The following is a 22,136-nucleotide window of genomic DNA, read 5'->3' on the forward strand; positions in this document are numbered from 1 at the left end:
ACGCCCGGTGCGCTGGTTCCCGGCACGAGGTTTCGCAAGCCCGCCGCCACGAGTACCCGAGGCTAGTCCCCTCCCCTACCCTGCTGAGGCAAATCTGCAGCGCGGCAGTGTGTTTCGAGCTCTCGCTGCCGGTCACCGACCGAGGGTCACAGCGCGGGCGGTGCGAAGCCACGCACGTGTACGAGGTCGTGGGTGAGTCGGGTGAAGGCGCGGGTGGCGGCGCCAAGGTAGGCGCCGTCGCGGTGCAGCAGCACGACGGTGCGGGCAGGCAGGGGCGGATCCAGGGCGATGGGGGTCAGGTGGGGGTGGTCGTGGGTGATCGCATCAGGTAGGACCGTGGCCAGCGCGGTGCGTTGCACGATTTCGGTGAGCGCCTGAATAGTGTTGGCCTCGACCATGATTCGCGCCGCGACGTCATGCACCGCGAAGTAGGCGTCGATATGCCCGCGGGTTGCGAAGTCACCGCTGAGCAATGCCAGGTGCTCGGCGCCGAGGGCCTGCACCGGAAGAGCCTCCGTTACGGGGCGATCGGGACGGGAACCGACTACGAGACTGAGGGTTTCGGTGAACAGCGCGGTGGCGGAAATGCCGGGCAGGTGGGGTCCGGCGAAGGCGATACCCAGGTCGAGATCATCGGCGAGCAAGGCCGCCTCGATGCGGTCCTGCGAATCCTCGATCACGCGCAAGCTGATGTTCGGGTGGCGGGTGTGCAGTTCGGCGGCGAGAGAGCCGATCAGGTAAGCGGTGAATGTGGGCGTGACCCCCAGGCGCACGTGCCCCTGGGACAGGTCGCTGACATCGTGTACCGCACGCTGCGCGGCACTCAGCTCACCGAGCGCGCGACGCGCGTGCGCGGCATAGGCGGCACCGGTGTCGGTGAGTCGCACCGTGCGCCCGGTGCGGTCCAACAGCTGTGCGCCCACCGCGCGTTCGAGCTGCTTGATCTGCTGCGACAGGGTCGGCTGGGAGATGTGCAATTCGTCCGCGGCGCGGGTGAAGTTGCGGTGTTCGGCGACAGCGAGCAGATAGCGCAGGTGTCGCAGTTCCACGGTCGCCACACCACCACTATAGACACCATCAATAGTGGAGATCGATATCAAGTCTTGGACTCTATAGACAAAGGTCGGAAGAGTAGATCGTGCCGGCCCGGTCGGGTCGGCGAGCACCGAAGGGAGTGACCCATGCAGGATCTCGCCGAGGGCGTCGCCCGTTTCCAACGCGATGTATTCCCGGCCAAGGCGGACCTGTTCGCCCACCTGGCCACCCACCACACCCCACACACCCTGTTCATCACCTGCTCCGATGCCCGTGTCGTCCCGGAATTGATCACCAGCGCGCAGCCGGGTGAGCTGTTCGTGATCCGTAGCGCCGGAAACCTGGTGCCGGCCTACGCTTCCGCCGCCGACGCGGTCACCGCGAGCATCGAATACGCGGTCTCCGCGCTCGGGGTGTCGGAGATCATCGTGTGCGGCCACTCCGCGTGCGGGGCGATGACCGCACTGGCACACGGCGACGATCTGAGCAGCGCACCCGCCGTCGCGGCCTGGCTGCGGCATGCCGATGCCTCGGTCGCCCGCACCGCCACCAGCGGCGATGTGCCGGCACTGGTGCGCGAGAACGTACGCGCGCAACTGACCAACCTGGCCACCCATCCCGCGGTCGCACGCGCTCTGGCCGAGCGCCCGCTCGCCCTGCGCGGCTGGGTCTACGACATCGGCACCGGCGACATCGAGATCGTGTCCACCACCGACGCGGGGTCCACTACCGCGGCCTGAACGCTTACTGCTGGCGCACCTTTCGGGGCCAATACCCCGGCGCACCGTCATCACCGACCGCTTCCGCACCCGCGGAAGCGGCCACTCCACGAAAAGGACGTAAAGACAATGATCCACTCCCAGTTCGATCCCACCGCTCGTCAACTGCTGGCCAACGCCGCGGTCGAAGCCAAGATGGTCAAGGATCTGTCGTGGCAGCAAATCGCAGACGCCGCAGGGCTTTCGGTCGCCTTCGTGACCGCCGCGGTCCTGGGCCAGCATCCGCTACCGGCTGACGCGGCCACGGCGGTGACCGAACTGCTCGGCCTGGACGCGGACGCGGCGCGACTGCTGCAGACGATCCCGACCCGCGGCTCGATCCCCGATCGCGTGCCCACCGACCCGACCATCTACCGCTTCTACGAGATGCTCCAGGTCTACGGCACCACCCTCAAAGCCCTTGTCCACGAACAGTTCGGCGACGGCATCATCTCCGCGATCAACTTCAAACTCGACGTGCGCAAGGTCGCCGACCCCGACGGCGGCGAGCGCGCGGTGATCACCCTGGACGGCAAATACCTTCCCACCAAACCGTTCTGACACCTTCGACTCCCGGGAGAACGTCCATGGACTTCGCACAGCACACCATCGATCTGGCCCGCCGCAATGTCGAGGCGGGTGGGCGGCCATTCGCGACCGTCATCGTCAAGGACGGCGAAATCCTCGCCGAGAGCCCGAACCTGGTCGCCCAGACCAATGACCCGACCGCGCATGCGGAAATCCTCGCCATCAGCCTGCCTGCGGCTGGGCACCGAGCACCTGAGCGGCACCACCATTTACGTTCTGGCCCATCCTTGTCCGATGTGCCTGAGCTGACTCGCTGTACTACTGCTCCGTTGCCTTCTGGTGAGCAATTGTGAGCATTGCTCGAATCCATCAGGCAGCCGTACCTTGCGGTACGGCGGTCCCGGTCCGATCAACCATCTGGTTGTGCCGGGTTGACGCTTCCTCGCCTGCTGCGTTGACCACTGTCGTGGTCGCGGACTCCTGCCTGGCTCCACGTCCGTTTCCAGTCCTGTGACTGGCGGCCGGGCCACTCCCGGTACCGGTCCCGCCGAGGCGGGCGAGGTTGATCGCGGCATTGAGATCACGGTCGATCACCACACCGCAGTGCTCACATACATACGTCCGGTCCGCGAGTGTCAGGTTTGGCTTTCCCCTGCCACAGCCGGAACAGGTTTTCGACGACGGAAAGAAACGGTCGGCCTCCACCAGAACCGAACCGTACCAACGAGTTTTATAGGTCAGCATGCGTCGGATCTCGGCGAGCGCGGCATCAGCGATCGACCGATTCAGCCCCCGCTTACGGGCACCACCCCCCGCGCGCATCCCGGAGACGTTCAAGGTCTCCACCACGATCACCTGATGTCGCTGAGCGAGCTCGGTGGTGGCCTTGTGGAGCGCATCGCGCCGCACGGCCGCCGCATGCGCGTGAGTGCGACCGACCCGGCCTTGGGTGCTGCGCCAGCGATTGGACCCCTGCCGCCTGGACTGTGTGACCCGATCGTAGGGGCCGAGCTGCCGCGCTGCGCGGCGCTGGAGCGCGCGTAGTCGTTTCTGGGCGCTGGTCAGGGATTTCGGAGCCCGAACGCGGTCGATTTCGCGGCCATCGGGCGTGGCGATGACCAGCAGTGAATCGGCCTTCACTCCGACGTCGACACCCACCACCGGAGCTCGCGCACCGACATGAGCGGGAACCTCGACCGCTCGGGCGACGAGCGTCTGGAACCCCACATGCCACCGCCCGGCCGCGTCCTGGGCGAGGGTGGCCGAGAGAATCCGCGCGCTACCGGAGTCGATGCGGCGGTGCAGCTTTCGCGTCGACTCATGGGTTTTGATCCGCCCGATCCGCGGCAACACCACATGGTGACGGTCGGCCTCGACCCTGATGACGCCGGTGGTGAACCGCACCGAACGCCGGGACCGAGCGGTCTTGAACCTGGGGAACCCGACCGGCTTGCCGGCCCACTCACCCCTGCGGGATCTGTTCCACGCGTCGAGTGCGCGAGCGAGGGAGTCGAGGCCGGAGTTGTATGCCTCTTTCGAGTTCTCGGCCCACCACGGCGCGACCACGTCCTTGCGCTGGTTCCAGTCCTTGCGCAACCCGGCCAACGTCCAGTTCATCGGCGGCGTCAGCCCGGGATCGGCGATGCCGTAGGAGCGTTCGGCAGTGCGCTGGTCCATGACCGCTTTCACCGCACCCAGCATGACGTTGTGGGCTTTGCGGGCACCGCCGGCATGAGAGCGGAACGAGCGTTCCTGGGCTGGGGTCGGGTCCAGGGCGAACCGATACCCCTGCACCACCCAACCGGCAGGGATCTCGAACCTGGTCATCAGATCACCTGTGCCGGTTCGGCTCTGGTGGCGGTGATCGCTCGCAGCGCTCGATTACGCGCACCACGGCGGCCATAAAGACCGGCACACATCCAGGTCAGAACCTCGATCATCTCGCGCACCAGATCATCGGTCCTCTCGCCCGGATCGGCGACCACGATCCCGCGGCCGGACGCGCCGAGGGCGAGGAAACGCGGGCATAGAGCACGGCCCGACCAGTGGATTTCCCCGTCGAGGCGTCGACCCAGATCGTCCCCGATTCCAGCCACAGGGCGCGCACGGGCATCTTGTCCCGGAACCACCGATACGCGGTGTGCGGGTGAACACCGTTTCCACGAGACCATACGGCCAGCTTCACACACACAGTAAAACAGCCATTCGACCACGTTTGCTCACATAATGCTGAGCTATTCGTCACCCTGACGGCAGAATCGCTCATCCCGCCAGGTCCCGAGTCCGCCTACTCCACGACGCACTAGGTTGTGTCGCACAATGATTCGAGTCATTCGTCGATGAGAGCCGCGATCTCCTGATACGGGTACCGCGCCCGATGATCATGTAGGTAGGGTTCGGTGTGTGTCGCGTTCCGGCGCCAGGTGGACGGCGTTCGGAATGGAGGCAACGTATTTCGGAGGCAGCCATGGGTCCACAACTCCAGCCCTGCTGATATGAGTCTCGCGCCACGTCAGTCGGCGCGTATCTGCCACTCCCGCATGATCTTTCGGGTTCGCGCGCGCTCGCGCCCCCTTTGGTGACGGCCGTGCCCGGCCTTCCTCACGAAACGTGATTTCCATGTCCTCCACACAAAGCGATCGCGCCCGAGCTCTCGGTCGCGAACTGATCGACACCCACAACTGGCTGCGCGGTGAACTCAAACGGGTGGCCCGCGAACTCGACGAACATCGCGACGGCACCCTCGTCCTCCCGCTGCGCGAGCTGCGCGGCCACTGCCTGGCCTTTTGCCGCGCACTCACCAACCATCACACGAACGAGGATCGGACGTCCTTCCCCGTTCTGGCACAACGGTTTCCAGAACTGGCCCCCGTGCTCACCGAGTTGAGCGCCGACCACCGTCTGGTCGCCGACATCCTGACCAGAATGACCACTCTGCTCACCGACGTCCAGGCCGAGACGCTCGCGGCGGTCCGCAGCGAGATCATGGGTCTGTCGGCCATCCTCGAATCCCATTTCCAATGGGAAGAACGCCGCATCACGGCCGCGCTGGATGATTTGCCCACTGGTGATCACACCGGAAAGGAACTGTTCGGCACGTCTATCCAGTAGGCCGTGTCTCCCAATGCGGTGAACCATTCGACGACGAGAATCAGGACGAATCTGGACGCGGCGACCGGTCGGCCGCGAAATCCCATGGGACGAAATGGGGTTTTGCGGCTGTGGCTCAGGCGTCGTTCCGAAGATCGTCCAGGGCTTGCCTGCGTCGATATTCCGCCGCCCTGGCCTCATAGTCTCTGTGTTCCTGTGCATGGTCCGGGGGCAGGTGCGGTGTGTCGGTTGTAGCGAAGAATCGTGCGAGGGCGGTGTTCGAACTGACGGCGAGTTCGCCCGACCGCGCGAACATCGCTGTCTCATAGCGGGCGATCGCGTCCTCGAGACTGTTCTCTTTGTAGATAGCGTGCGCGAGTTCCGTGCCGTCCAGTAGCGCGAGGTTGGTGCCGTGGCCGCCGAAGGGTGCCATCAAATGCGCGGCATCGCCGATCAACGTGACGCCGGGAACGTGATTCCAGGTCAGCGGCGCGGGCAGGGCCCAGAAGCTGCGCGGAATGTAGTCACTGTCGATGTCGGTGATCAGCGGCCGCATGAGCGCGGACCATCCGCTGAACTCGCGCAGCAGGTAGGCGCGGACGGCGTCGCGGTCGGTGAGGTCGACCCCGGCGGCGACGTCCCAGTCGAGCGGTGCGCGGAAGGCGACGTAGCCGCGGACAACGCCATTGCTGTTGCGCTGCACGATGACCGCGCGGCCGTCGCCGTCGGCGGAGAACATGTGCCCGTCACCGACGATCGCGGCGACCTCGGGATGGCGGACGTCCACATCGTCGAAGCGGGCATCGAGGAAGCAGACGCCGAGGTATTGCGGCGTGGCGTCGGTGAGCAGCGGCCGGACCCGCGACCACGCCCCGTCGGCGCCGATGAGCAGGTCGACGTCCGCGCCTACTCCGTTGGCGAATTCCAGACGGTGCGACCCGCCTCCGAGCGGGATGGTGTGGCGGAGTTTGTGCCCCCAGCGGACCGTGCCGGGACGCAGATGCCCGTAGAGCATGGTCCGCAATTGGCCGCGGTCGATCTCGGGAGCCGCTACGTCGCCCTCGGCCGGGATGAACTCGGCCAGCACGGTGCCGTGCTGATCACGACGGCTTTTGGCTTGGCCTTCGATTCTGGCCAACGCGCCGAACGCGTCCATCAACCCGGCATCTTCCAGAGCGATCTGGCCGGCGTCGGCGTGCAGATCGAGGGTGCCTCCCGGATCACGCGAGTCCACAGCGGCATCCGCGTCGTACACGACCGGTTCGAGGCCGTGCCCCTGCAAGATTCGAGCGCACATCAGGCCGGCGGGCCCGCCGCCGACGATGGCAATGCGTGGTGTGTTCATGAGGTGAACCCCTTCCGTGTGCGGTGGCGATGTGGATCGGCGAGCGTGCTCACCCTCCGACGAGGCTAGGTGCAACCGTTCGAAAAGTAAATCGGTTCTATTTTTAAGTCCGATCAACCATTGTGCTAAGTTCGGGGTTGTGACCGAGATCGGGCGTCGTGAGCGCAAGAAGGCCGCCAACCGCCAAGCCCTGGCCGACGCCGCGCTGCGGCTGTTCCTGGAACGCGGCTACGACGCGGTCGGAGTCCGAGAGATCGCCGAAGCCGCGGACGTCTCGGTGGCCACGCTGTTCAAACACTTCCCCGGCGGCAAGGAAGCGCTGGTATTCGACCAGGACGCCGGGCGCGAGGCAGCGCTCGTCGCGGCCGTCCGCGAGCGCCCGACCGGCCAGTCCATCCCGCAGGCGCTGCGTGAGCTGCTGCGCGACGAATCCTCCCGGCAGGTGCGAGAACACCCGCGCTTCGCCGACTTCCGCCGCCTGATCGACACCACACCCGCCCTGCGCGAATATGCCCGACGCATGTGGCTCCGCCACGAAAACGCCCTGGCCACAACGATTGCCATCGACAGTGGCGTACCAGAGCACGACCCCGCCTGCCAGGCACTGGCACACTTCGCCCTCGAGGCCGTCACCCTCGTGTACGGACGGGACGATGCCGACTCCGCCCTCGACCGGATCTTCACCCTGCTCGACACCGGATGGACCGCAACGGCGGCCACTCCCCGTGGCGACGGCTGACCGCTTCGGCATACCGGCTGTTTTCACTCGACGGCCAAACCTGTTGGCAATTCCGCCATTACGCCCGGTTCTCCACCATCGCCAGCGATATCACGGCAATCGGCCGAGGCCGCTTGGATCGTTGTCGGATGGCTCGAATCATCCCTGTGCGCACTCACATTCACATCGATATCCACGCACCATTGCCCGAGATCAATGCAACGCATATGCTGTTGGTTTGAGCGACATTCGACTGGTCCCAGTACATTCGCCAGCGGGATACGCCGGACGCCCGGAATAGGGCGGGTCGCGGCATTAACTGATCCGAAAACGCATGGCATGAATCCCGATTCGGGTATTGGTTGCGTGGAGACGTCGAGGTAGCGCGGCTACCCATCTCTACGCGTTCAGTCGCGCACTGGCGCGGAGACTGGTTCCCTTTATCGCCCCGGCACGGGTAGGCGTTCGGTTCCAAGCGGGTCCATCCGAAGGAGGAATCATGGTGCGAGTCGGTCTACTGGTGCGTGTACAGGCAAAGCCGGGCAAGGAATCCGAAGTCGCGCAGTTCTTGAAAGACGCGCAGTCGATCGTCGAGCAGGAACCCGACACCCGGGCCTGGTTCGCCGTCCAGTTCGACGCGACCACCTTCGGCATCTTCGATGTGTTCCCGGACGACGCCGGCCGCCAAACCCACCTGGCAGGCGGAGTAGGCGCAGCGCTCGGGCAGCGCGCCGACGAGCTGTTCACCGTGGCGCCCGCGATCGAGTATGTCGACATCCTCGCGTCGAAGCTTCCAGCTTGATTCGGCAACCATAGGCTAGGGCACGCGGTGCCCGTGGCACTCTCAAACCGCCCACGTGCCAAGGGAATTGGCCACCGTATGTGAGCGATCACCGGATGACAAGGACGGCTCCGAGCGACGCGCCCGTACTCAGCTGTGATGCCGAGGCGGCGGCGTCGAAGTCTCTTACCACCACAGATCACGGTTTACACAGCCGGTGGCGGCCCGTGGCGGGCGAGGCCGACACGGGCAGCTCGCGGGTAGGCGTGCCGATCACATTCCGGAGATAGACACAGAAACCGTCGATCGAGCCGTAACGGGCCAGGATCTGACCCACCAACGCCCGCACCCCGGCGTCGAGCACCGGTTCGCTCATACCGACCTCCTGGCACGACATCCCCGCAACCACCACGCGCCGGGGACAGTGAGAAGAACAGAACGACCTCACCATTCCCAAACAAGCACTGGCGCAAACATCGAGCATCCCGTGCGATTCGGATGTCTACCCGCGGTGGGGCTAGTAGCAGAGCCATTCGAAGGCCACCGGCCGAGGACAGCCGAGAGTCACCATTGAGCGGTGAGCTCGACCGGTGGCAGACCCTCGGTCCGGCGCAGTCCGTCCGCGGCATTGACCAGCGTGTCGAGCGCGGTATCTGACAACCCTCGTGCGACATGACTCACCAGATGAACAGCGAGACTGCGTTGGCCGACTGACACGGAGAGTTGGGTGTCCAACTCGGTCGATTCGGTTGGGTTCGGCGTGCTGGATACGCGCATCTGGGGCAACGTCAGGTCTCCTCAGGGCTCGCAGCATGTGGGCGAGAGGCGGTTGTCGGACAGCCAGCAAGATCGGTTGCAGCGTTCGAAACCATCGATACCCCACCCGTGTCGACACCAAACTATCAACACCCCGAACACGCCGCCCGATCTCCTCGGGCGGTGTCAGGTCTGCATCAGTCGCGGGTCCTGCGATACCGGTGACCATGGATCCCTGGGTTGCGGTATGGGGATCGGGTGCGGCGGGAGGATGGTGCTGGGGATGCGGGGCAACGGCGGCAGCGACAACTCCAGCGGTGTCAGGCCCAGCGCGCGCTGCGCGTTCCACACAGTGAGCTCGGCTTCGAACAGGCCGCCGTCCACCGCGAGAGCCAGCCTGTACTCCAGGTATTAAGCGAACGCGGGAGCCTCCCCCGGACCGTCGGACCCGGCCGGATACGACACGGCAACAGTACGATTCAGATCCGCCGCGTCCAATACGCTTTGGACCCGATCGACGGTCCTCCGAATAGCCTGCAGCGCTTCGGATCCCACGCTTGCGGCGTTCTGCGCGGCCTCAGCGTCGTCCCTCGAGACCCTGCCAGGCGACCGAATGCCCGAGCAGCACGGCATTGGATGAGGAATGCGCGTCCGCGAGAAGCCCCGAAAAGGTGTCTTCATCGTTCGATGGCAGCAACGGCGGCGCGGGGACCGGTGACACCGGCGGTGGCACCGCGTAATCCGGTCTGCCCAGCGTGTCGACCAACCCCTGGAAGTAGGGGTTGGTGCTGATGATGAAGCCTGCCAGCACGGCCGACGCCAGGCGCGGAGGAACCAGCTGAGGTCTCCAGCCGGATAAGCCCGGTGTTGCCGTAACGCCGTCCTGACCAGGCGGAACGAGACTCATATGTCATTCCCCCGATGTCACCCCGTCGATATGCTCGCACGTACCGACGAACCACGTATTGGCAGTCTGTTCTCCTATCTGGGAATCGCGGGCAGCCCACCATGACTCGTCGACGCGACGATCGCATCGGCCGGAAGTCATTGTGCGGGTGCGGTTTTCCTACCTCATCGAGGCGGTGTGAGTTGTGCGCTGTGAGGCCGGCGGCGAACCCGACCGCAGGTGCGAGCGGAATCAGCGCCGGGCTGTCCGGTCAGCGTGCCGGGATGGAGACCTTGGTCAGTTCTTCGGAGATGCTCCAGATACGTTGTGCGGCTTCGACGCTCGCAAGTCGCGTGTACAACTTCTGTTCAGCGGGGGAACCACCGAGATGCCCGGGTCCACTCGGCCCGTACATACGGCCGCCGAGGGCGTCGGGGGCGGTTGCGGCGTACAGGGCCGGGAGTTTCGCGGTCTCGACGGTGCCGACCAAGATGCCGCGGGAAGACAGCGCGCGGATGAGTCGCACACCCAGGGTGTCGCGGTCGCGACCGACCTCCGGGCGCGCGGCGAGCAGACTTGTCGGCGCGACGCCGGGGTGCGAGAGGTTGCTGCTGATACCCCACCCTGCTTCGGTGCTGCGTCGGTCGAGCTCGAGGCCGACGAGCCCGAGTGCGATCTTCGATTGACTGTAGGCGTTCTGACCGTTGTAGGAGCGTTCCCAGTTCAGGTCCTGCCAGTTGATCGCACCGCGATTGGCGGAGATGCTGACCTGCGAGGTCACCCGGGCCTGCCCGGCGCGCAGCAGTGGCAGCAGGTGAGCGATCAGGGCGAAGTGGCCGAGGTGGTTGGTACCGAACTGCAGCTCGAATCCGTCAGCGGTGGTCTGCCGCTCGGGCGGGGTCATCACGCCCGCGTTGTTGATGAGCAGGTGAATCGGACGGCCCTCGCTTCGCAGGGTCTCGCCCAGGGCCGCGACGGATTCCAGCGCGGACAAGTCGAGGGAGTGCAACACGAGGTCGGCGTGCGGCGCCAGCTGTTTGATTTTGGTGATCGCTTCCTCGCCTTTGCGCGGATTGCGCACCGGCAGCAGCACTTCGGCTCCTGCCGCGGCCAACCTGGTGGCGATGCCGAGGCCGATACCGTCGCTGGCTCCGGTGACGACCGCGCGCTTTCCAGAGAGGTCGGGAATCGTGATGTCCACGGGTGTGCGTGCCATGTCGGCTCCTGTCGTTGGCTCGCTGGTCGAGGTCGAGTCGTGGAAGAACGTGGCACAGCTTCCGACCACACACCGTATAATATCAGGCACCTGCCTGATTAGACGTCGGTGCAGGTCAGGGAAGGAACAGTGGATGCGCCAGGGACCTGGGCGGCCGAAACGTGAACGCCGGACGCCGGACCACGCCGAATTGATGCACAATGGCCTTCGCGCCTTCGCGGAATTGGGCTATGACGCGGTCTCGGTTCGTGAACTCAACGACCGCCTGGGCATGGGACACACGTTCATCCATGACCGATACGGCTCCAAGAATGTCTTCTGGCGGTCGGTCGTGGATCACGAATTCCACGCTCTCAGTAGCCAGTTGGCGCCGGCGCTGCTTTCCGAGCCCGAGGACGACCTGCACTGGCTGGCTGAAGCCGTTCGCGTCTTTCACCGTGCCAGTGCCGAGCATCCCCATCTCAATCAGGTGATCGACTATGAGGCGGCCCGCGAATCGGACCGGCTGGACTATCTGTTCACGCTGATCGCACCGTTCACCACGGCCGTGCGGCCGGTCTTCGAACGGCTCGTCGCCGCCGGGCGCATCCGCGATATCCCATGGCACGTCTTCTATTTCGCGATCACCAAGCCGGCACTGCTGTATGGACAGGAGCCCCTGTCTCGTCGATTGGGTCAAACGGAGCGCAGCGACGACAGCGGCACCATGGCCGAGACGATCCTGCGTGGACTGGTTACGTAGTCGCCGCAGCGCGGGTCAGACGTCCGCGATGCCTGCGATGCCGAGAACGGACCGGGTACCCATTGGCGGGCATCCGGTCCGTTCGAGTTACTCAGGCGCGCAGGCGATTACTGCCCTTGCTGATACAGGCGCTGGCGCTGCTCGTTGACCTCGGCTTCGACGCGAGCTTTCTCGGCTTGAGCCTCCTTGGCCGCGGCCTCGCGCTGGGACTCGGCCTTGTCCTGCTGAGCGCTGCCTTCCTGGCGCAGATCGTCATTCCCCACAACCGCGCCGACGACCTCCTTGGCCTTGCCTTTGACAGCTTCGACGACCCCTTCAACAGCTTCGAGGGGACCGCTCTTGTGCTCGGACATCGCATACCTCCGAAAATTGTTGCCGCACATCGACAAACGAGATCTACCCGGCCGAACGGATGTCAATCGGCGACTACGGAGTCAGTCCATGCGATCCCGATCACAATGACAAGCGATGCACGCCGGGAGCCAACGCATCCCGAAACGACGCACAGGCAGATCGACTCGACACGTGGTCGCGGCTCCGTGGTGAACGCGCCCGTCGGTGACGTTGTGTGCACGATGACGGACCGTCAGTGCCAGGTCACTGCACAAACGGGCGTGCCTGGTTCATTTCTGGCTACTCTATGAGTGGGGATCAGCAACCGCATGCCGGATTCCCATGACGGGCTCTCCTTGCCGTCGCGGGGGGACCGTTCCACCCAAGGACGGTCCTCCTTCGGCAGGAATCTCCGATCGAGTTAAGCGATGGCAACCAGGATCTCGCTTCGTGACTCCCGGGATACATCACGCGACCGGCGTGGGCGGCACGCCGTCGAGCATCGAATCAAAGTTGAAATACTGGCGTGTCGCATTCGAAACCGTCGACACTGGTGGGCGCGCGCCGTCAGCGGCGCGCACATACGTCTGTCCACAGGGAGATGATCGGCAATGTTCAAGTCTCGGCAGTCGGCGTTCGTCGCCACCACCCTCACGGCGGCGGCAGCGGCACTGCTGTGCACCGCACCGCAAGCCTCGGCCTCCGTCACCAGCGTGACCGTAACCTCCACCAGCGGCGGCAAATACGGCACCGGCTGCTCCTACAAGGTCACCGTCAAGGGCACCGCGAGCGAATCCATCTGGCTTTACGACAGCGCCACCTCCACCTTCACGCCCCAGCAGTTCACCCTCGACGCCACGGGCACGAGCACCTCGACATGGACCCCGACGGTCACCGGCACCCACTACGTCCAGGCCTGGTCATACAACGGATCCCAGTGGTCGACAATCGAAGTCGGCACCGGCACCAACCTCGGCAGCTCCTGCCTCGTCAGCTGATCCCGAGGCGTTCTCGTGGCCACGGGCAACTGGTAGAACCACCCTCCCGCCCGTGACCCCGCCGCAGCCACCATGCACTTCGAGGTGGCCGTGGCGGTGGTTGAACGCCCATTGTCTTCGGCGGTCGGCCCGACCTCCACGGAATGCGGGCGGGCCCCACTATGCGCGACCTGCTGGCAGGTATGGCACCAGTCCCTGCGCGACGCGGATGAGCTGACCGCACAGGGCATCTCGGCCGGTCATGCGCTGGCCCGCCGGACCGCTGGACCACGCCTGCAACTCGATGATCCCTACGGTGTTTCCATTCCGCTGGCCTTGCGGTGCGTCGAATGCCAATTCGCAACCGCTGTCGCCGAAGGAAGCGGAATCTATGTCGAGGGCAGGCCGTCCGGCGACGGTGACCGGTCTGAAGCTGGTGTACAGGCCGAGCTGGAATATTGACTCGCGGAACCGTAGCGCCGACGACCGAGCCGAGACGTAGAACCCATCGCCCTGCCAGTCGCAGGAGTGGTCGTCGCCGTTGTCGCCGTGATCTTTTGCGGTCGCCGGGTTCAGCCCTGCCTCCGCCAATGCAGAGTCCGCGATGTCGCACGGGTTCCATACCGGCACCCGTGTCGTCGTGAAAGGCGGGTCGTTCTCCGGCGCCCCGGGTTGCAAGGTCCAGTCGATGGCGCTGCGCGACAGCATATTCGGCAGCTTGTCGATGAGAGCGGCTGCGATATCTTCCGCACCGTTGGTTAGGTCCGTGTTCAGGTTCGGTGAATCCGACACCGGCAGGGCCGCGCCGCCGGACCAGTCCATTCCGGCCGCGGAAATGTCGATGTCGATGTTCTCGACTCGTAATCGCGCCCGAACCTCGCGTGCGCCCCGCAGGGTTTCCAGACCGCTCGAGATGACCGAATCCACACCGGCGCCTGGGAGCGCGCGGGTATCGCCAGTAGGTGCGAGCCCGATCGTATTGGGGGTCAGGCTCGGTCGGGGCACCGAGAAACGTGGTGAGGTGCCGGTGGCCCGAAGCGTGATTGCCACCGACCGCGACAACGGCCCGGCCGCAGGGTAGGCGTCGGCCCGTGGCATCGGGTCCTCCACGGTGAGAGCGCAATTGACCGCCTGCGCCGTCCGCGTGTTCTCGGTGAACCCGGTCTGCAGCGGAGTGCCTGATACGTACAGGTCACCGCCGAACTTGTGCAGGGTCTCCCCCAGTGCGGTGTCCAACTGCGCGCACGTGGGCACTGTCGTGAATTGCGTTGCCGCCGGAGCGGATTCACCATCATCGACGGCGCACCCCGCCACCAGAGCCCCTACCGCCGACACCACCAACACAGAACACAGTCTTATCCCCGCCATTGTCCCCACCTTACGGCGCAACGTGCCGCTCGAGATTTCACCGCAGACGCATAGGTGGCATCTTCCCTACCGTGCAGTCGAGCGGTTCAAGGGGTGTAGCCGATGAGTTCAGCTGTCGTCTTGCCGATACACACGACCACCACCGCGGTCGGCACGACGCGGATCGGGGTGCTCACGCAGTCACGGCTCACGGTCACGATGGGTTGTGACTGCGTCCATCGACCGTCGTCTCGACTCCAGGCCTGCACCGCACTGCCCGCGGAGTAGGACGTCTCGATGATTTCGTCCCGGAGGAACGCGTCGTGTCCGGCGTCTTCGCCCCACCCGTCCATCCCCGCTAGCGCGTACCGTTCACCGCCGGTGATGGTGTCGGAGACGGTGAATCGGCCTGGCGCGCGCGGAGCGCGGGCCCAGTAGTCGCTGTAGAGGACATCGGGGCCGCCGGGGTCGGCCGCGATCGGCCACCGTGCGCGATCGATGGTCGGCGCGGTCGCGAGCTGGTCCGGAGAACGCACCAGCAGGTGTCCGCCGTCGTCGCTGGTCGCCCAGTCGATGACCACGGTGTTGGTCAGGGCGCGAACACGGACGTAGGGGTCGTAGCGGTCGGTCGAGGAGTGCCGCCCGAGTTCGCGGGTGGCTACGATGGCGCCGGTTCGGGCATCGAGACCTGTTGCGACGATCCAGGATTCGGTGTCACTCGAACACGAGGCCACCCGGTACACCGTGGCGTCGGTGACCACGGTGTTGTTCCTACTCTGACATTCGGGGACGGTGACCTCGGTGGACCACAAGCGTGTGCCGGAGCGCGCGTCGTAGCCTTGAATTCGGTTGTCGTCGTTCAGGATCAGCGGGATCGGGGCAGGCCATGGCCCGGGCACTGCGAGTTGTGGTCGCTGGACCGAATCCGAGGACTGCAAGGTGCGACCCGCGGCGTCGCGGGTGAAATCCGATGTCTGCCAGAGAACCTCGCCGGTGACCGCATCGAAAGCGATCCAGCCCAGCGACTTCCAGCGAGCCAGGATCATCGCACCGTGGTCGAGCGAACGCAGCGAGCCATCGACGTAGGTGACACCCGAACGTCCCGACTTGGTCGTGTGGGTGCGCAGATAGTGCCAACGCGGCTCCCCGGTGGCACCGTCGTACGCGGTGATGCCCTCGGGTGAGGAGAGGACGAATCCCATTCCGGCGGGCGCCAAGTCGCCGATCGTGGCGCTGCGACTACCCGGCAGCGCCGCGATCGGAAACCGATACTTCTCGGGACCGAGACGGGTGGGCGCGGGCGGGATCACCGCGCGCGCTGCGGTCACGTGATCGGTATGGAGTCGGTCATCGCCAGCACGCACTGCAGCGGCCGCCGTGCCCGCGCACACCAGCACGGCGGCGACCACCACGGCGGCCAGCACCCGAGTCGGCAGTCGAAATCGGTGGGGATGCAGCAGGTACGGGATCAATAGAGCAGCGCCGATACAGTTCAGAGTTCCGGCGGCCAGCGCGGTCGGCAGCTGCTGGGACAGCGGGTACTCCACCCGCAGCTGATCCCACACCTGCCACACACGATCCCCGACGATCAGAATCGGCCATCCGGCCAGAGTTGCCAGCACTGCGAGCGCAGGGAGGAACCCCCACCCGCGGTAGTCATCCCACCCACGCGCGATCCGCAACGCAGCCACGCCCACTGCGATCACCAGCCCCGCACCAAGCCACAGGGCTGTGGCGGTCAAAACACCGGGGACAGTGGCGATGTCGACTCCCCACACATCCTCGGTGAACCACGTTCGCCGGTGCAGTTGCTCGGGCTCGATCGTGGTCCGGGACGCGCCCCACCGGCTGTAGAGGGCCAACCCGAACCCTGTAGCGACTGCTATCGCGCCGCCCACACCGGCGACAGCGCTCGCGTTGTCCCGCCACCCCGACGTCGTCGAGCCGCCCACGATTCCCCCTGTCCCGCGACCCCTCCTGAATCGCGTGGCCAGCCTAGCTTTCAGCAGTTCGCAGAGCACTACCATTCATCCGACACCCGCATCGGCAGCCAGTAGTCAGGACCGTGGGCGAAATAGCGCCCCGAGTTCTTGTCTGGATAAGCGTGTGGCCGCGTCATCCGGTACTCGCCGCTGCGTCGGTTGATGTACAGGTATGACGGGTAGTGGCCGGATTCAGCACATTGCCAATGCATTTGGCTCGGAGCGAGCCGTATCACCAGCTTGTCGGCGGGACCGGCAAGCAGATCTGTCGCCATGCGCTCTGCCGCAGCTCGGTTCACGGGCCGGACATCGGTGAGGTAGGAGAACAACCGGTCCACATACTCCGACCACCACCGCACCCACACATCGCCACTGCTCGACGCCAGATCAGCAGCGGTGCGCAAGGCTGAATACTCGTGCGCGACTTGCCATCCCGTGATCCGGCGGGTGTAGTCGTGCAGAACCGAGGCGCAGTAACTCCGCTTCGGGCACTCGGCATCCGCGGCGGCAGTCACCAACAGCAGCAGCCCTGCCGGGTCATGGAGCAGCAGGTCCTCATCCTGCTCCATCAACACCGCGTCAGGGTCAGCCGCCCAGACCCAGAACGACTCTTCATCGGCAAACGGCCACACTCTCGCAGCCTAGCCACGGCATCACGGGATAACCCGCTCACCGTCACCGGGCCATAGCCGTGCGCCTACCCGATCTCGAGATGTCCTTCATGGGCTCGACGGAAGGTCGGTCAGATCTCGAGCTCGTCGCCGATCTTGCGCAGATGATGGCGTGCGAGAGCGAGATTGGCGCGAACACGGTCCAGGGCCAGATAGAGGAACAGGCCCGTGGAACGTTGGGCGCTCAGCGGGCGCAGGATGTGGTATTGGCCCGACAGCGTGATCAGGATGTCCTCGATTCCGTCGTTGAGGCCCAACTGTTCGATCGTGCGGATCTTGGCTCGCATCACCTCGGTGCTACCGGCCGCGCCGATTTGAAGGTCCAGCGAGCGGGAACCTCCCGCTGTACCCAGGGCCATTCCGCTGGTGCAGTCGACGACCGCCGCGCCCAGCACACCGTCGATGTTCATCATGTCCTTCAATGCCACATCCAGGTTCGACATCGCTCGCCTCTCTCCCGTATTGCGTTACGGCTCAATAGGTTTTCGGAATGTCTGATCGGGACCCGTTGGACGACAGCGCGAACCCGGCACCGGTCATCACCGTCTCCGCCGGGGCAACCGACCGGGCAAGCAGATCCGCGATCGCCCCTGCCACCGGACGCGCCTCCAGATGCACCCGTCCCAGCACGGCGTCGGCGGCGGTCACAACGGTTAGCATCGCGGTCGGACCTGCTGAATACACGACCACATGTCCGGCGCCACTGTCGATGACGACCTCGTGCAGGTCGGCACCGTGGGTCGTCGCGACGAAGGTCAGCGATATCGATAGCTGCGCGGCCGCCAAGGCAGCGATACCGGTGGGCTCGATCGACTCGGGTAGATCGCCGGCGATCAGCAGACCGTCGCTCGACGCCACCACCGAGCCGATCAGATACGGAAGGCGCTGTCGTAGCTCGAATAGTCGGAGTTCGATGTCACTGGTCGGCGGCTCCTGGTGAGAGTGCAAACGATCGCCCCTTCCTGGATTGTTCCCGAGATCATCTGCCCCGCCGCGACCGACACCGCGCCCCTTCGGACACCACACACCGTTCCCAATGGGACCAGCTCGGCGGCAGCCATGCCCATAGAGCGAATCTTGTTGATTGGCCGCGCTATTCGTGCCCCTTGCGAAACTTCTCCCGAATCCAGGACCGGAAGGACTCGTCGCAGCATCGCCATCTGGCCGCTCCAGCAACCCGGACCGGCGCCTCGTAACCGGTCAGTACCTCTGGGGCACTGACCCTTTCGCTACCCTTGCTACGCATTTACAGCATAGCGGGACGATGGCGAATGCGGAGCTACAAATCCAGATAGGGCGAGAATCGACACCGTCTCTCCCCGACGAGCCATCTCGATCATGCTGGGCGACAGTCCAATTCCGAGCACACTCACATCCGGTCGATGCCGATGAGCAGTCCGACTCGAGCTGTCCAACGCGCAGATCCGCTGTGGCGCAAACCTCACCGATGGTCGTCGTGCGGCCGTCGTGCTACTGCACTGAACATGTTCAGTGAACATGTTCAGTCACGGTCGGAGCAACACGCAGCGACCCGACAGAAGGTTTTGGCAGCAGCCGAACAGCTCTTCCGCGCGCAAGGCTTCAAGGCGACCACGATTCGACAGATCGCCGCCGAAGCGAATGTGAGCGCCGGGACCGTCATGGCAGTCGGAGGAAAGGACACACTGCTCGTATCCATCTTCGACACCTGGATCACTTCGGTACACAACGACAGGCACACCGATGTCGCCCCCTCGACGACCGCGACCACCGAGGACGTACTGAAACTCTTCGTACCCTTCGTCGGATACTTCGCGCTCGACCCCGAACTCTCCCGCGAGTACACCGCGATCCTCGTCCGCGGAAACCATGAGTCGGTGATCTTTCGGGACCTCGCGCTGGCCCTGCTGGCCGGACTCGAGACCGTGCTCGCTAGTTCCACACTCCCCCGCAGCCAGGTCGGTCCCGACGCTCGGACCATCTATCTCGCGTACCTGGGCCTGCTGATGACCGCGTCCAGCGGTGCCATCACGATGCCCGACGCGGCCGATCAACTACGCCAAACCATCGACTTCGTCATCGCGCAACCGAACGGAAAACAATGATCCACGCACCCGAACCCTGGTGGCTGCCAGCACTACTCGCGCTTTCACTCTTCGCCGACGCGCTCATGTCCGTCCGCCCGCCGAAGTTCATCCAGCAATGCCTCGACGGCGTCGGGTTCCCCCGCGACTGGTGGTGGACACTGATCGCCATCAAACTGGCGGCTACCGCCGGATTGCTTGTCGGACTGAAATATCCGGGCATCGGACTAGCCACCGTGGTCGGCGTTATCGCCTACTTCACCTGCGCCGCGTACTCCCATTACCGGGCTCGGTTCCTGGGATACGAGTTCTGGATCAACTGCCTCGGCATGCTGACTCTATCCGTTGCGGCGGCGGTTCCGTACCTGGCGTAAACGGCACGTGCCGCTCGGCACCGAGGCCGCTCGCCCATCGGCGAGCCACCCGCGCAGCCGTCAGACCTCGAACAGCCGACTAGGCAAAGCCGGTCAGTTCCAGCAGCCGTTGTGCGGGTCGGCTCGGCGACTCGATGATCAGCTTGTGCCCGGTGGGCGAGAGCCGTGCGGCCAGGCGGACTATCAGTCGCAGTCCGACGCCTCCGATGAAGGTGACCTCGGCCAGGTCGAGGACGACGTCGGCGGGTGCTAGCTGTATGAGCTCTCCGTAGGCATTGTCCAACTGAGGTTCGGTGGCCAGGTCGATCTCACCACGCATCACCACCCGCGGAAGGTCTCCGTGCAGGACACACCACACCTCACCTGGTCGAATGTCCAGATACCGCCGCGACCGCGCGACGGCTCTAGGGGTGCCGCTGGGTGAACTCACAATCGACCTCGTCTCCCGTGGACCGGCTCGATACGGCCAACCATACAATTGTCGCACGACAAATATTTAATGGCGAACCGCAGTGCGCGATCTACCCCTAGCGGCAGACCGGTAGACAGCGAGGTCAGCGCATCGAACTTGCTATGCCGTCAGCACGACCAGGGCACGACGCGGATCGCGGCCGTGCTGCCACACGGAGCAAATTCTTGGTCGAAATGGCCCGCCAGCGTCAAACCTCACTGACGATTCCGTCGATTGCCGCACGGAAAATATCCCCTGCGGTCGTCCGCTCAGGCGCGACGCTCCTGCGGTGCGATGTCGCTGCCGTGCTCCGCGCTCGCGGCGAACTCGGTCAAACCCGCCAGCAACGCCTGCCGCCCTGCGAGGCTCATCCCGCGCAGTACCCGGGCAAGATCCCGCCGTCGAGTGTCGCTGACCTCGGCGAGCAGCCGCTGCCCATCCCTGGTCAACGCGAGCATCACCTCGCGGCGGTTGGCTGGGCTCGCGGTGCGGGCGAGCAGTCCCGCGGCTTGGAGACGGTCACACAATCGGCTCGCCGACGACGGCATCGCCTCCAACTCGACAGCCAAACCGTTGAGGTTGATCTGCCCATGGTGTTGCACGATCATCAGCGCCTGCAGCTGCGAGGGTGAGACCCGTGTCCCCACCGACTGCTGGGCCTGGCCCCACAGCACGACCAGCCGTTCCGCGGCCTGTTCCACGGCCGCAGTAAGGTCGGTCCCGGAACGGTCCGGCCGCTGCGCACTGCTCATCGCACTACTGTGACACGTCCTCTCGTCGTGAGCACACCCCGCGCGCGGTACCGTCGTCAAATTAGTGTCGTGCGACAATCGCCGCGATCGACCACAGCCACGTAGCCCCCGGGGGCTCGCCGACTCTCAGAGGCCCACATGACCCGCAACGGCGACCCGCTCGCTCACGCCGAGACCGCCCTGCGCGCGAGCGCCCCACACGCTCTGCTCGACGTCATCCGGGACACCCTCCGAACTGATTTCGCGGCACTCTCGGTCGAGCTGCTGCTGGCCGACTACCGGTTGTCGGTGCTGCAGCCGGTCACCGAACTGCCCCACACCGCGACACCGCTGGCGATCAGAACCACGACCGCGGGCCGGGCATTCACCGCCCAACAGGCGCTGCTGGAACCCGGCCCAGCCGCCGAGGGCGTCGTGATCCACGTACCGGTGGCCGTGCGCGGGGACCGGCTGGGCATCCTGCGGATCGAACTGCCCGGCGTGCCTACCGCGAAGGACCAGCGTGCACTGGCGGCCCTGGCCACCATGCTGGGCCACGAGCTGATCGTCGCCGAACGCGACACCGACCTCTACCTGCAAGCGCGTCGCCGCGAACGCCTCAGCCTCGCCGCGGAGATGCAATGGCAGCTGCTACCCGGACGTGGCTGTTCTCGCACGGAATACTCCTTGGGTGGTCAGCTCGAACCCGCCTACACCATCGGGGGAGACAATTTCGACTGGAGCGCCTCGGCGGACTATCTCACCGTCACCGTCTCCAACGGCATGGGCCACGGCATCGGCGCCGCGCTGCTGACCAACCTGGCCATCAGCGCCCTGCGCAACGCGCGCCGGGCCGGACTCGACATCGCCGACCAGGCCTCATTGGCTGATCAGGCCCTCTTCGCACAATACGAAGGCACTCAGCACGTCGAGACCCTGCTGCTGCGATTCGAGGTCGCCACCGGCCGTGTCGGAGTCGTTGACGCGGGCTCGCCGCGCGTGCTTCGCTTGCGCGCGGGCACGGTCGAGCCGATCGAGTTCGACGCGCAACTGCCGCTGGGCATGTTCGACCGCACCGACTATCGCGAACAAACCTTCCACGTCGAACCCGGCGACCGGCTCGTCATCGTCAGCGACGGTGTGCACACCGCCCAGTCCCCCTCCGGAATCGCCTACGGCACAACCAATCTCGACCGCTCAATCCATTCTTCCAGCAATTTGCCCGCCTCCCAGGCCGCCTGCGCCATCATCACCGAACTGCTCGACTATCACGAGGGCACCGACCTGGTCGATGACGCGGTCGTGGTCTGCATCGACTGGAACCACTCCCACGGCAACTGAGGCGACTCGAA

24 protein-coding genes and 2 pseudogenes are annotated in these 22,136 nt (G+C 65.2%); 11 read left to right on the forward strand and 15 right to left on the reverse strand.

Going from position 1 to position 22,136, the window contains the following annotated elements; translation table 11 throughout:
* Positions 1-146: 146 nt before the first annotated feature.
* Positions 147-1,049 carry a transcriptional regulator CynR gene (cynR, locus tag ACFC4D_RS21950; RefSeq protein ID WP_376066510.1) on the reverse strand — a complete coding sequence of 301 codons (903 nt, stop codon included), beginning with the start codon at positions 1,047-1,049 and terminating at the stop codon, positions 147-149.
* A 132-nt stretch (positions 1,050-1,181) separates the two neighbouring features.
* Between cynR and ACFC4D_RS21955 the strand changes: the two genes are divergently transcribed.
* The 3 genes and pseudogenes from ACFC4D_RS21955 to ACFC4D_RS21965 form a co-directional block, all read left to right on the forward strand.
* Positions 1,182-1,775 carry a carbonic anhydrase gene (locus ACFC4D_RS21955; RefSeq protein WP_376065942.1) on the forward strand — a complete coding sequence of 198 codons (594 nt, stop codon included), beginning with the start codon at positions 1,182-1,184 and terminating at the stop codon, positions 1,773-1,775.
* A gap of 108 nt (positions 1,776-1,883) precedes the next feature.
* Positions 1,884-2,354, forward strand: a complete 471-nt coding sequence (gene cynS / locus ACFC4D_RS21960; RefSeq protein ID WP_376065945.1) for a cyanase — start codon at positions 1,884-1,886, stop codon at positions 2,352-2,354.
* 26 nt (positions 2,355-2,380) lie between these two features.
* Positions 2,381-2,624: pseudogene (locus tag ACFC4D_RS21965) on the forward strand (nucleoside deaminase); the annotation flags it as partial.
* 66 nt (positions 2,625-2,690) lie between these two features.
* On the opposite strand, the gene tnpB reads toward ACFC4D_RS21965, so the two are convergent.
* Positions 2,691-4,148, reverse strand: a complete 1,458-nt coding sequence (gene tnpB, locus ACFC4D_RS21970) for an IS607 family element RNA-guided endonuclease TnpB (RefSeq protein ID WP_376065946.1) — start codon at positions 4,146-4,148, stop codon at positions 2,691-2,693.
* Positions 4,148-4,333, reverse strand: a pseudogene (locus tag ACFC4D_RS21975) (IS607 family transposase); the annotation flags it as partial. The pseudogene ACFC4D_RS21975 and the gene tnpB, both read right to left, overlap by 1 nt.
* Before the next feature lie 607 nt (positions 4,334-4,940).
* Between ACFC4D_RS21975 and ACFC4D_RS21980 the strand changes: the two are divergent.
* Entirely contained in the window at positions 4,941-5,432 is a 492-nt protein-coding gene (locus tag ACFC4D_RS21980) for a hemerythrin domain-containing protein (RefSeq protein ID WP_376065948.1), read from the forward strand.
* Positions 5,433-5,547: 115 nt separating this feature from the next.
* Here the strand turns inward: ACFC4D_RS21980 and ACFC4D_RS21985 are convergent, their stop codons facing one another.
* Complete coding sequence (locus ACFC4D_RS21985; RefSeq protein ID WP_376065950.1) at positions 5,548-6,756, reverse strand: FAD-dependent oxidoreductase; 1,209 nt, start codon at positions 6,754-6,756, stop codon at positions 5,548-5,550.
* A gap of 139 nt (positions 6,757-6,895) precedes the next feature.
* Here ACFC4D_RS21985 and ACFC4D_RS21990 point away from each other — a divergent pair, with 139 nt between their 5' ends.
* Together ACFC4D_RS21990 and ACFC4D_RS21995 are read left to right on the forward strand one after the other, a co-directional pair.
* Positions 6,896-7,495: a TetR/AcrR family transcriptional regulator gene (locus ACFC4D_RS21990; protein WP_376065952.1), complete on the forward strand. Its 600-nt coding sequence runs from the start codon at positions 6,896-6,898 to the stop codon at positions 7,493-7,495.
* 478 nt (positions 7,496-7,973) lie between these two features.
* Complete coding sequence (locus ACFC4D_RS21995; RefSeq protein WP_376065954.1) at positions 7,974-8,276, forward strand: putative quinol monooxygenase; 303 nt, start codon at positions 7,974-7,976, stop codon at positions 8,274-8,276.
* Between the two features lie 178 nt (positions 8,277-8,454).
* Here the strand turns inward: ACFC4D_RS21995 and ACFC4D_RS22000 are convergent, their stop codons facing one another.
* From ACFC4D_RS22000 to ACFC4D_RS22010, 3 genes are all read right to left on the reverse strand, one after another.
* Entirely contained in the window at positions 8,455-8,631 is a 177-nt protein-coding gene (locus tag ACFC4D_RS22000) for a hypothetical protein (protein ID WP_376065957.1), read from the reverse strand.
* 957 nt (positions 8,632-9,588) lie between these two features.
* Positions 9,589-9,918 (reverse strand): hypothetical protein, encoded by a 330-nt coding sequence (locus tag ACFC4D_RS22005; RefSeq protein WP_376065959.1) that lies wholly within the window; start codon positions 9,916-9,918, stop codon positions 9,589-9,591.
* A 250-nt stretch (positions 9,919-10,168) separates the two neighbouring features.
* Positions 10,169-11,113, reverse strand: coding sequence for an SDR family oxidoreductase (locus ACFC4D_RS22010; RefSeq protein ID WP_376065960.1), 945 nt, complete (start codon positions 11,111-11,113; stop codon positions 10,169-10,171).
* On the opposite strand from ACFC4D_RS22010, the gene ACFC4D_RS22015 reads away from it, so the two are divergent.
* Positions 11,091-11,855, forward strand: coding sequence for a TetR/AcrR family transcriptional regulator (locus ACFC4D_RS22015; RefSeq protein ID WP_376065962.1), 765 nt, complete (start codon positions 11,091-11,093; stop codon positions 11,853-11,855). The genes ACFC4D_RS22010 and ACFC4D_RS22015 overlap by 23 nt on opposite strands.
* A gap of 107 nt (positions 11,856-11,962) precedes the next feature.
* On the opposite strand, the gene ACFC4D_RS22020 is transcribed toward ACFC4D_RS22015, so the two are convergent.
* Positions 11,963-12,208 carry a CsbD family protein gene (locus tag ACFC4D_RS22020; RefSeq protein ID WP_376065965.1) on the reverse strand — a complete coding sequence of 82 codons (246 nt, stop codon included), beginning with the start codon at positions 12,206-12,208 and terminating at the stop codon, positions 11,963-11,965.
* Between the two features lie 591 nt (positions 12,209-12,799).
* Here ACFC4D_RS22020 and ACFC4D_RS22025 point away from each other — a divergent pair.
* Positions 12,800-13,186 (forward strand): hypothetical protein, encoded by a 387-nt coding sequence (locus ACFC4D_RS22025; RefSeq protein WP_376065966.1) that lies wholly within the window; start codon positions 12,800-12,802, stop codon positions 13,184-13,186.
* Positions 13,187-13,345: 159 nt separating this feature from the next.
* Here ACFC4D_RS22025 and ACFC4D_RS22030 read toward each other — a convergent pair whose 3' ends face one another.
* From ACFC4D_RS22030 to ACFC4D_RS22050, 5 genes are all read right to left on the reverse strand, one after another.
* Positions 13,346-14,401 carry a DUF3558 family protein gene (locus ACFC4D_RS22030; protein WP_376065969.1) on the reverse strand — a complete coding sequence of 352 codons (1,056 nt, stop codon included), beginning with the start codon at positions 14,399-14,401 and terminating at the stop codon, positions 13,346-13,348.
* A gap of 218 nt (positions 14,402-14,619) precedes the next feature.
* Entirely contained in the window at positions 14,620-16,464 is a 1,845-nt protein-coding gene (locus ACFC4D_RS22035; RefSeq protein WP_376065972.1) for a PQQ-binding-like beta-propeller repeat protein, read from the reverse strand.
* A gap of 68 nt (positions 16,465-16,532) precedes the next feature.
* Entirely contained in the window at positions 16,533-17,126 is a 594-nt protein-coding gene (locus ACFC4D_RS22040) for a hypothetical protein (protein WP_376065975.1), read from the reverse strand.
* A 110-nt stretch (positions 17,127-17,236) separates the two neighbouring features.
* Complete coding sequence (locus ACFC4D_RS22045; protein ID WP_375956428.1) at positions 17,237-17,608, reverse strand: hypothetical protein; 372 nt, start codon at positions 17,606-17,608, stop codon at positions 17,237-17,239.
* A gap of 31 nt (positions 17,609-17,639) precedes the next feature.
* Positions 17,640-18,191, reverse strand: coding sequence for a roadblock/LC7 domain-containing protein (locus ACFC4D_RS22050; RefSeq protein WP_376066513.1), 552 nt, complete (start codon positions 18,189-18,191; stop codon positions 17,640-17,642).
* Positions 18,192-18,709: 518 nt separating this feature from the next.
* Between ACFC4D_RS22050 and ACFC4D_RS22055 the strand changes: the two genes are divergently transcribed.
* Together ACFC4D_RS22055 and ACFC4D_RS22060 are read left to right on the forward strand one after the other, a co-directional pair.
* Positions 18,710-19,249 carry a TetR/AcrR family transcriptional regulator gene (locus ACFC4D_RS22055; protein WP_376065977.1) on the forward strand — a complete coding sequence of 180 codons (540 nt, stop codon included), beginning with the start codon at positions 18,710-18,712 and terminating at the stop codon, positions 19,247-19,249.
* Complete coding sequence (locus ACFC4D_RS22060; RefSeq protein WP_376065979.1) at positions 19,246-19,602, forward strand: DoxX family protein; 357 nt, start codon at positions 19,246-19,248, stop codon at positions 19,600-19,602. The genes ACFC4D_RS22055 and ACFC4D_RS22060 overlap by 4 nt, the downstream gene beginning before the upstream one ends.
* Before the next feature lie 79 nt (positions 19,603-19,681).
* Here ACFC4D_RS22060 and ACFC4D_RS22065 read toward each other — a convergent pair whose 3' ends face one another.
* Positions 19,682-20,089: an STAS domain-containing protein gene (locus tag ACFC4D_RS22065; protein WP_376065982.1), complete on the reverse strand. Its 408-nt coding sequence runs from the start codon at positions 20,087-20,089 to the stop codon at positions 19,682-19,684.
* Positions 20,090-20,322: 233 nt separating this feature from the next.
* Entirely contained in the window at positions 20,323-20,805 is a 483-nt protein-coding gene (locus ACFC4D_RS22070; RefSeq protein WP_376065985.1) for a MarR family winged helix-turn-helix transcriptional regulator, read from the reverse strand.
* Between the two features lie 138 nt (positions 20,806-20,943).
* On the opposite strand from ACFC4D_RS22070, the gene ACFC4D_RS22075 reads away from it, so the two are divergent.
* Positions 20,944-22,125, forward strand: coding sequence for a PP2C family protein-serine/threonine phosphatase (locus ACFC4D_RS22075; protein WP_376065987.1), 1,182 nt, complete (start codon positions 20,944-20,946; stop codon positions 22,123-22,125).
* Positions 22,126-22,136 lie beyond the last annotated feature (11 nt).

The sequence above is a fragment of the Nocardia sp. NPDC056000 genome (assembly GCF_042269265.1).
GTDB lineage: Bacteria > Actinomycetota > Actinomycetes > Mycobacteriales > Mycobacteriaceae > Nocardia.

Excerpts from the sequence above, each read along its gene's own strand:
- ACFC4D_RS21955 (WP_376065942.1), top strand. The coding sequence starts at position 1,182 with ATGCAGGATCTCGCCGAGGGCGTCGCCCGTTTCCAACGCGATGTATTC.
- cynS (WP_376065945.1), top strand. The coding sequence starts at position 1,884 with ATGATCCACTCCCAGTTCGATCCCACCGCTCGTCAACTGCTGGCCAAC.
- tnpB (WP_376065946.1), bottom strand. The coding sequence starts at position 4,148 with ATGACCAGGTTCGAGATCCCTGCCGGTTGGGTGGTGCAGGGGTATCGG.
- ACFC4D_RS21980 (WP_376065948.1), top strand. The coding sequence starts at position 4,941 with ATGTCCTCCACACAAAGCGATCGCGCCCGAGCTCTCGGTCGCGAACTG.
- ACFC4D_RS21985 (WP_376065950.1), bottom strand. The coding sequence starts at position 6,756 with ATGAACACACCACGCATTGCCATCGTCGGCGGCGGGCCCGCCGGCCTG.
- ACFC4D_RS21995 (WP_376065954.1), top strand. The coding sequence starts at position 7,974 with ATGGTGCGAGTCGGTCTACTGGTGCGTGTACAGGCAAAGCCGGGCAAG.
- ACFC4D_RS22000 (WP_376065957.1), bottom strand. The coding sequence starts at position 8,631 with ATGAGCGAACCGGTGCTCGACGCCGGGGTGCGGGCGTTGGTGGGTCAG.
- ACFC4D_RS22005 (WP_376065959.1), bottom strand. The coding sequence starts at position 9,918 with ATGAGTCTCGTTCCGCCTGGTCAGGACGGCGTTACGGCAACACCGGGC.
- ACFC4D_RS22015 (WP_376065962.1), top strand. The coding sequence starts at position 11,091 with ATGTCCACGGGTGTGCGTGCCATGTCGGCTCCTGTCGTTGGCTCGCTG.
- ACFC4D_RS22010 (WP_376065960.1), bottom strand. The coding sequence starts at position 11,113 with ATGGCACGCACACCCGTGGACATCACGATTCCCGACCTCTCTGGAAAG.
- ACFC4D_RS22020 (WP_376065965.1), bottom strand. The coding sequence starts at position 12,208 with ATGTCCGAGCACAAGAGCGGTCCCCTCGAAGCTGTTGAAGGGGTCGTC.
- ACFC4D_RS22025 (WP_376065966.1), top strand. The coding sequence starts at position 12,800 with ATGTTCAAGTCTCGGCAGTCGGCGTTCGTCGCCACCACCCTCACGGCG.
- ACFC4D_RS22045 (WP_375956428.1), bottom strand. The coding sequence starts at position 17,608 with ATGTCGAACCTGGATGTGGCATTGAAGGACATGATGAACATCGACGGT.
- ACFC4D_RS22060 (WP_376065979.1), top strand. The coding sequence starts at position 19,246 with ATGATCCACGCACCCGAACCCTGGTGGCTGCCAGCACTACTCGCGCTT.
- ACFC4D_RS22070 (WP_376065985.1), bottom strand. The coding sequence starts at position 20,805 with ATGAGCAGTGCGCAGCGGCCGGACCGTTCCGGGACCGACCTTACTGCG.
- ACFC4D_RS22075 (WP_376065987.1), top strand. The coding sequence starts at position 20,944 with ATGACCCGCAACGGCGACCCGCTCGCTCACGCCGAGACCGCCCTGCGC.